The 6,503-nt window shown below is 35.0% G+C and carries 8 protein-coding genes; 3 read left to right on the forward strand and 5 right to left on the reverse strand.

Features of this window, described 5'->3' with window-relative positions; genetic code table 11:
* The coding region (locus tag FC77_RS08305; protein ID WP_236699543.1) for a hypothetical protein at nucleotides 1-370 on the forward strand (370 nt) is incomplete at its 5' end.
* A gap of 27 nt (nucleotides 371-397) precedes the next feature.
* Here the strand turns inward: FC77_RS08305 and FC77_RS07200 are convergent.
* Entirely contained in the window at nucleotides 398-661 is a 264-nt protein-coding gene (locus FC77_RS07200) for a hypothetical protein (RefSeq protein ID WP_054682257.1), read from the reverse strand.
* Between the two features lie 133 nt (nucleotides 662-794).
* On the opposite strand from FC77_RS07200, the gene FC77_RS07205 reads away from it, so the two are divergent.
* Complete coding sequence (locus FC77_RS07205) at nucleotides 795-1,421, forward strand: nucleoside/nucleotide kinase family protein (protein WP_056970965.1); 627 nt, start codon at nucleotides 795-797, stop codon at nucleotides 1,419-1,421.
* 71 nt (nucleotides 1,422-1,492) lie between these two features.
* Here FC77_RS07205 and FC77_RS07210 read toward each other — a convergent pair whose 3' ends face one another.
* From FC77_RS07210 to nrdJ, 4 genes are read right to left on the reverse strand one after another with little or no spacing between them, the layout of a single operon-like run.
* Nucleotides 1,493-2,035, reverse strand: a complete 543-nt coding sequence (locus FC77_RS07210; protein ID WP_054682262.1) for a cob(I)yrinic acid a,c-diamide adenosyltransferase — start codon at nucleotides 2,033-2,035, stop codon at nucleotides 1,493-1,495.
* Nucleotides 2,035-2,559: an ECF transporter S component gene (locus FC77_RS07215; RefSeq protein WP_056970967.1), complete on the reverse strand. Its 525-nt coding sequence runs from the start codon at nucleotides 2,557-2,559 to the stop codon at nucleotides 2,035-2,037. The genes FC77_RS07210 and FC77_RS07215 overlap by 1 nt, the downstream gene beginning before the upstream one ends.
* Nucleotides 2,560-2,562: 3 nt before the next feature.
* Nucleotides 2,563-2,958, reverse strand: a complete 396-nt coding sequence (locus tag FC77_RS07220) for a DUF4430 domain-containing protein (protein ID WP_056970969.1) — start codon at nucleotides 2,956-2,958, stop codon at nucleotides 2,563-2,565.
* Between the two features lie 39 nt (nucleotides 2,959-2,997).
* Complete coding sequence (gene nrdJ / locus FC77_RS07225; RefSeq protein WP_056970971.1) at nucleotides 2,998-5,232, reverse strand: ribonucleoside-triphosphate reductase, adenosylcobalamin-dependent; 2,235 nt, start codon at nucleotides 5,230-5,232, stop codon at nucleotides 2,998-3,000.
* 326 nt (nucleotides 5,233-5,558) lie between these two features.
* On the opposite strand from nrdJ, the gene FC77_RS07230 reads away from it, so the two are divergent.
* A complete protein-coding gene (locus FC77_RS07230) occupies nucleotides 5,559-6,134 on the forward strand; it encodes an SGNH/GDSL hydrolase family protein (RefSeq protein ID WP_056970972.1) in 576 nt (191 codons plus the stop codon).
* The last annotated feature ends 369 nt before the right edge of the window (nucleotides 6,135-6,503 follow it).

The raw sequence follows: 6,503 nt of genomic DNA on the forward strand, positions 1-6,503 counted from the left end.
AATTAAAAAAATCAATCTACGAGAAAGATTTATTTACACAAAAGATTTGACAGTTTCGATAATCAGTTTAATAGTGGTTGCAATACTTGGAATTTATAATTCTACGTATGGAAAACCGAGAATGTGGCAAGTTATGTTGGTCATATTCATCATAGGGCTTGTAGTAATAATAACTACAATTGTAAGTCATACTTTTCTTTTGGCTAATATTTATCAAATTACCATAATGATAATTTTGATCGGGTTATTTATTTCAGCATGTATTTTATTTAATGGATTAGTGAAATGGATGTCTATTGTAGTAAGTATTCTTGGAATCTTAGATAGTATTTTATATTTATACCAATTTCTTAAAAAAGAAGATAAATAATTTCTACTATAGTAGATTTAGATATTTTTACCATACGTCTATACTTGATATTTCTTCAGCTTTAAATCGATTTTTATTGAGTCCAGTTATTTTAGAAAATTCTTTAATTATAGTTAGCTTTCCTAAGCGGGTACGTAAACGCAAAATAGTTGAGTCATTACTAGGGATCCATTTACCTAATTTATTTAATTGTGGGTAGTGATCAATAATAATTTTATGTCCATCTTTGATAATAAATAGAATGGTGATTTCATTAATAGAATCTGACATAATTTTTATAAAATGTTTCATGTGAATCATTCCTTTTACTATTAGTTTTAATTGCCTCTATTTCTTATAATATCAAATATGTAATCGCTTGCATATTATTGACGATTTTGATATACTTTTAAAGCAATTTTTATCATAATGAAGCAGGCCAACCATGTTAATAACTGATCAGCAATTCGAAGACAAGAAGCGTTATGTTAAAGGAATGTTTTCACTGGGCGGATTAAGCGAATGCGGTAAATCTGCGGCAGGTTTATATTTAAATAGTATAGGCATTAAACGGATGAAAATAATCCAAATTGAAAAAGAAATGATGCGTGCTCGTAACTATGATTTCACTGGGCATCCCTCAGAAGAAGATTTCGTCAAGTTATATTCTGGTGATCAAGAAAAGGTCTTCAGAGAATTTCTGTATAGGCTGATTCAAAAGATGGAAGAGGCCGGAACTTATTATGCTTCGATTGAAAGCTTGTATCGGGCAGAACTAGGAGCATACCTAAAAAAGGAACTGGGCCCTAGAATGATGAACATTTATATTGAAGCTCCAATTGAAGTGCGTGCTAAGCGTGAATTTAAAAAACAAACGGTTGATAATGGAAAAGATTATACCTTTGCTGAAATTGTGGCTAGGACAAAGAAAAAAGATCAATTTAAGATCGATAAAGGTGCTAAAAAAGTAAAGAACATTGCTGATATTATTATTAACAATGATTCTTTTGTAGAAAATGAGCAGGAATATGAAAATATTATTGCTGGTATCGCTTCAATCGTGAAAAAATAAGTATTCAATGAAAAAGGCAGCTAACTCGAATTATGGAGTTAACTGCCTTTTAGTTTATTTATGAAAGATGTTTATTTTTGTTTACTCTTAACATCCTTGTAACCGTCTAAAAAGTTCGCGTAACGGGCTAAAATAAATAGATAATCAGATAGACGGTTGATGTATTCTAAGTTACCAGCGCTTAATTTTTGCTGCTCACAGCTAAGTTTAGCCATGGATCGTTCTGTTCGTCGCGCAATTGTACGTGCATACTGTAAATTTGCGCCAGTTTTTGAACCACCGGGTAAGATGAACTCAGTAATCTGGGGTAATTTGCTATTCAGCTCATCAATCCGTTTTTCTAATTCTTTGACTTTAGTTTCACCGACATCATTATGTCTCTTTACGACGATATCAGACTGTAATAGGTATAAATTTCGTTGTAAATCTTGGATCTCTTGACGTAGATTCTCACATTTAGAGGATAGGTTAGCTAAAACTACTCCTAAGTATGATTGCAATTCATCAATGTTGCCTAAGGCTTCGATTTGTAAATCATATTTTGGTACCATTTTGCCGGTAACCTGTTTGGTAAATCCTTTGTCGCCAACTTTAGTGTAAATTTTTAATGTCATTAGGTTATTCCCCGTTTGTAGCGTTCAAGCGCAATGTTAAGAGGTTTATATAGAATCGGATAAAAAGCAAAATTTCCAATTGCATGGTAAGTATCAAACAAAAGACTCGATGCCCAATATGCAATAAAAGCAGGAATACCGCCCCAAATAGCCATTCCTAAATCGACTATAAATCCGTATTCCCAGCCTAAAAAAGTAGCTACGGCTAATTGTATCCATAGATGTTTTTTAAGCGGCAGAACCTTCGATAATATTGCTACAGTAATTATACAGCCTGCATATGATAAGATTTGTGGAATGGTCCAAATTCCGAATCCTAAATAAATATTAGAAATGACCATTGTTAGGGTGGCTAAGACGAAACCAAAACCGATCCCCATATTCAAGGTAACGATCATTAAGATATCTGTTACGGGTTGAACATTGGGGATCGGAATGATTTTAAATATTCTTAATGCCACGCACATTGCTGTCAGGATTGCCATTAAGGCAAGTTCCTTGATCTGTACATGTTCATTCTTCATAAATTATTTCATCTTAGCTAAAGTAAATTTGACCTTATCTTTGTTGTTAACTTTTTGTTGGTCAGCACCCTTTTTAGCATATTTACCATTAAGGGTGTAGGTCCAGTAAACCTTCTTCTTAGGATTTTGCTTCTTGCCATCAATGCTGGTAATGAAACCTTTAGAACTTTGAACTTTCCAAGCTTTCTTCAAACCAGTCATAACGGTTGCTTTCTTCTTAGGAACGTCAACTGTTTTCTTTTCTGTATCCTTTTTGTTGTCTTTTAAGGTGTAGGTAACAGCAATTTGATTATCTTTCTTAGCGTTCTTACTCTGATTATTTTGGCAACCAGTTAATGTAAAAGTAAAAAATGCAACAATTGCAACAATTATACTTAACTTATTTTTGTTCTTCTTCATATCTATACTCCTCTGTTAATCCTTTTACTAAATTTTAACCTATTTAATTGGGCAAGCACCAGATTCACAATCTGTTTGACCGACTAATTCTAATCCCTTTTGGTCGTCATTTTGCTTAGTGAATACTTCTTCAACGTCTCCAGAAATTAAATCTTTCTTTTCTTTATAAGTTTTCTTATCGATTGGCTCTTTAGGTGCTTGTTTAAATGAATTTCCATAATACGGAAGAAGTGAAGTTGATTTAATAGTATGTCGGTATTGGCGAAGAAGCGGGGCAATCTGATCAGCTTCCTTAGATTGGAAGGTGACAGTACAACTAACCGCATTGTCTGACCAATAAGTTTGTAAGAATGCTTGGGTTGCAAATTGCTCAGCAATTGAAACAGTTCCAGCTGAAGCAAAATTCTTACTGTCTGCATGAGCTGCCTTAATTGGAAATTCAACACAAATAGTGTTCTTTGTGTAAGCATCAGGTTCCATCTTGTAGCCACAAGCTTTAAGTGCTGGTAACAATGGGTCTGAAGCTTGGAAACGAATCCGCTGAATCATGTAACCAGCATAGTGGAAGTGCATCCCTTCGGATACACCAGCCAATTTAGCGACCGTACCAGACGGTTTAACCGTGGTGTGCTTAATTGATGGCTGGCATCCCAATTCATCGCTGTAGGTCTTGTCAGCGTCGATTACAGCGTTGTAAAGGCCCTCGACCAACTTAATGCCTTTAGGATCGTAAACCGGTACCTTAATTTTCTTGCCGGTGTCTTTATCAGTTCCGTCTTTAAAACCGGTAACAACTCTGTGTCCAAGGTCAGATAAAAGCCAATCTTGAATACCAGACATAGAAACACCGATTCTGCGATTTTTATGAATAATGTTGCGTGAAATTTCCCAGTCATAGGGACTGAAGGTAACACGTTTGGTATAACGAGCAGCTAAAGTGAAAGCTTCCTTTAAATCCCAGTTTTGTTGTTCAGCAACATAAGGGAATACCTCAAATAAGTTACATGGCTCACCGTTAGCAAGTGAAATTTCCCCACATGGATTGGTTCCCTCAACGTCACCATCAATCCCAGGTTGGTAACCATCAATGATTCTACCGTAATCGCGTGATAATTCTAGGTTAACCACTCCAGGTTCACCATTATGCTTGATTCCATCGGCAATTGGACCATAATCGTTAAACTTGGAATTAATAGCAACACTGTTGTTTGAAGCCCAACGGTGGTGATAAAGTTTATCTTTATCTTGCTTCATTTTGATGAAGTCTTGATCAGTACTTGACCCAAGGGCTAGCTCTGCTGAACGTCTTACGTTACCTGCAACAACTGTTTTACCAATTAAGTTACATACATCGGTAGCATCGACGGCAGTTAACTTTTTACCAACGCGGGCATCGATAACTTTGTTGACGTCAAAAAGCATTTCGATGAGTGGCATAGGACCTGATGCAGTACCACCAAAACCGTGAATCTTAGCTCCATATGGACGAATATCACTGATATCAAGTACTAGTTTCGTCTTTTTATCGGGGTTAGTTTGGTTGAAGTGCATATCAATCAAACGGGCATTGGCTAATACCCAGCCCTCACGTGTGTCTGGCAATTTGTAGTAAACATAATCGTCAGCGTTTTTATTTTCTTGGGACCACTTGTCTTTATCAGTGGCACCCATTTTAACGGAGGCGTCATACGACTTGCTCTTTTTGTCGATCACAATGGTTAAATCAATTTTATCGTCGACCTTAGGGATTTTTTCAATGTTGTCTTTAACAACTGAAAAACCAACGCCGCCGCCCTTCATTAATTGATCGAAGAGGAATGAAAATGGCATTGAGACAGCTACCTGTGATTTACCTAAATAAGATGGAACGATATGGCTATCACCGTATTTTTGTGGACGAATGGCAATGAACCAACAATTGTTTAATGAATCACCGTTGCGTTTTTGGTAACTAGTACCAGAAATCCAAAGGTTACGACCTGATGGGGTAGCCGCTAAACCATAGACTAATTTAAATAGTTTCTTAGCTTCGTTGGTTAGTTCTGAGATTACTTCATCAGAAGGTGAGTGCTTTAAGCGCGGGTCGAGGTTGATGTTACCTTCGACGACCCGTTTAACGGTTTCGTCCCAATTTTCTGTACGGTCTTTGTCGGGTAACCATCTTGCATAAGTTCGCTTATATGTAACCCAACCTAATTCACCCCAGTGTGGGGTAATATTTTGTTTCACTTGATCAATAAAAGATTGATCTAAAGTAATTTCCTTGTTTAACACAGCTAAGTCACTCCTAAAAAATAATTCTAATTAATAATAATGATGCAATTGTTTCACAACTACATCATTATGTGTGCAAAACAAATCATACCACAATATATAGTATTCAGTACTTGGAAAATTTAAATATGGAGCTATTTGTAATTAACAAATTTGCGTGAGAATAAGATTTATTTAGGGTTTAACTTTTAAAAAATTTATTATATAGGATTGAAATTGATAAATTTTTTGCAAATTATCTGCGGATGACTAATTAAATTTTTAAAAAAGTTTATATTGATTATGCACGTAATAAAGTTCTTAGATTTAGAAGGTTAGTGAAGCAGATGAAAATCCTTTTAACAGGTGATAGCATTATTGCACGGCATGAAGGTTTATCTGAGCCGCGGATAAACGTAGATTTAAAGAAAAAGGTTCCAGGAATAAAATTAATTAATACCGCTGTTTCAGGTATTAATTCTGGTGCCTTTTTTGCAATGCTGAGTGAACTGGTTTTAAAACCGGAAAAATGTGATAATCTTGTCATTTTATTGGGTACTAATGATTTGCCAACGCATAAGCAGGTACCACTAGAACAATTTAAAAGAAATATGGAATTAATTACTTCTAGTATCATCTGTAAGTATTACCCACCCCACGTAATATTGGTTTCACCACCGGCAGTTGATGAACAAAAACAGCGTGTTCGTAATAATAGGATTGTTGCTTCATATGCAAAAAGAATAGAAGAAGTAGCAAAAGAATACGGCCTTCGCTACATTAACTTATGCCAGGCTATGCTCAATCGCGGTGATTTAACGCGTTTATGTCGCGGCGTTAAAAACGATGGCCTACACTTTGGCGCAGCAGGCTATGATCTTTTATCTGATTTGCTTGTTAATGAACTAAAACGAATTTATTAATTTCGAAATAGTGCCCATGCTAATACGCCGATGATCATAAAAGTAATGATGGGCAGTAGTAAACGGATGAAGAAAATAAAAATAAAGATAATTATAAGTAAAAAAGCTAGAGTTTTAGTAATACCAACGCCTAGCTTTAAAAACAGCCAAATTAAGAAAATTATTAATAAAAGTGAAAGCATAGTTAACCTGACCTTCTTTGGTTTATAACCGAATTTTAATTCTAGTGAAGTAATAAAAACTATACCATGATTATTTAGCAGTATTATAAAACAATGGTTATTAATTAGAAAAAATTAATAACCACTGTTTAAGAAACTGTCAAATCTTTTGTGTAAATAGATCTTTCTCATAGATTGATTTTTTATT

It is taken from the genome of Lactobacillus acetotolerans DSM 20749 = JCM 3825 (genome assembly GCF_001436775.1).
Taxonomy (GTDB): Bacteria; Bacillota; Bacilli; order Lactobacillales; family Lactobacillaceae; genus Lactobacillus; species Lactobacillus acetotolerans.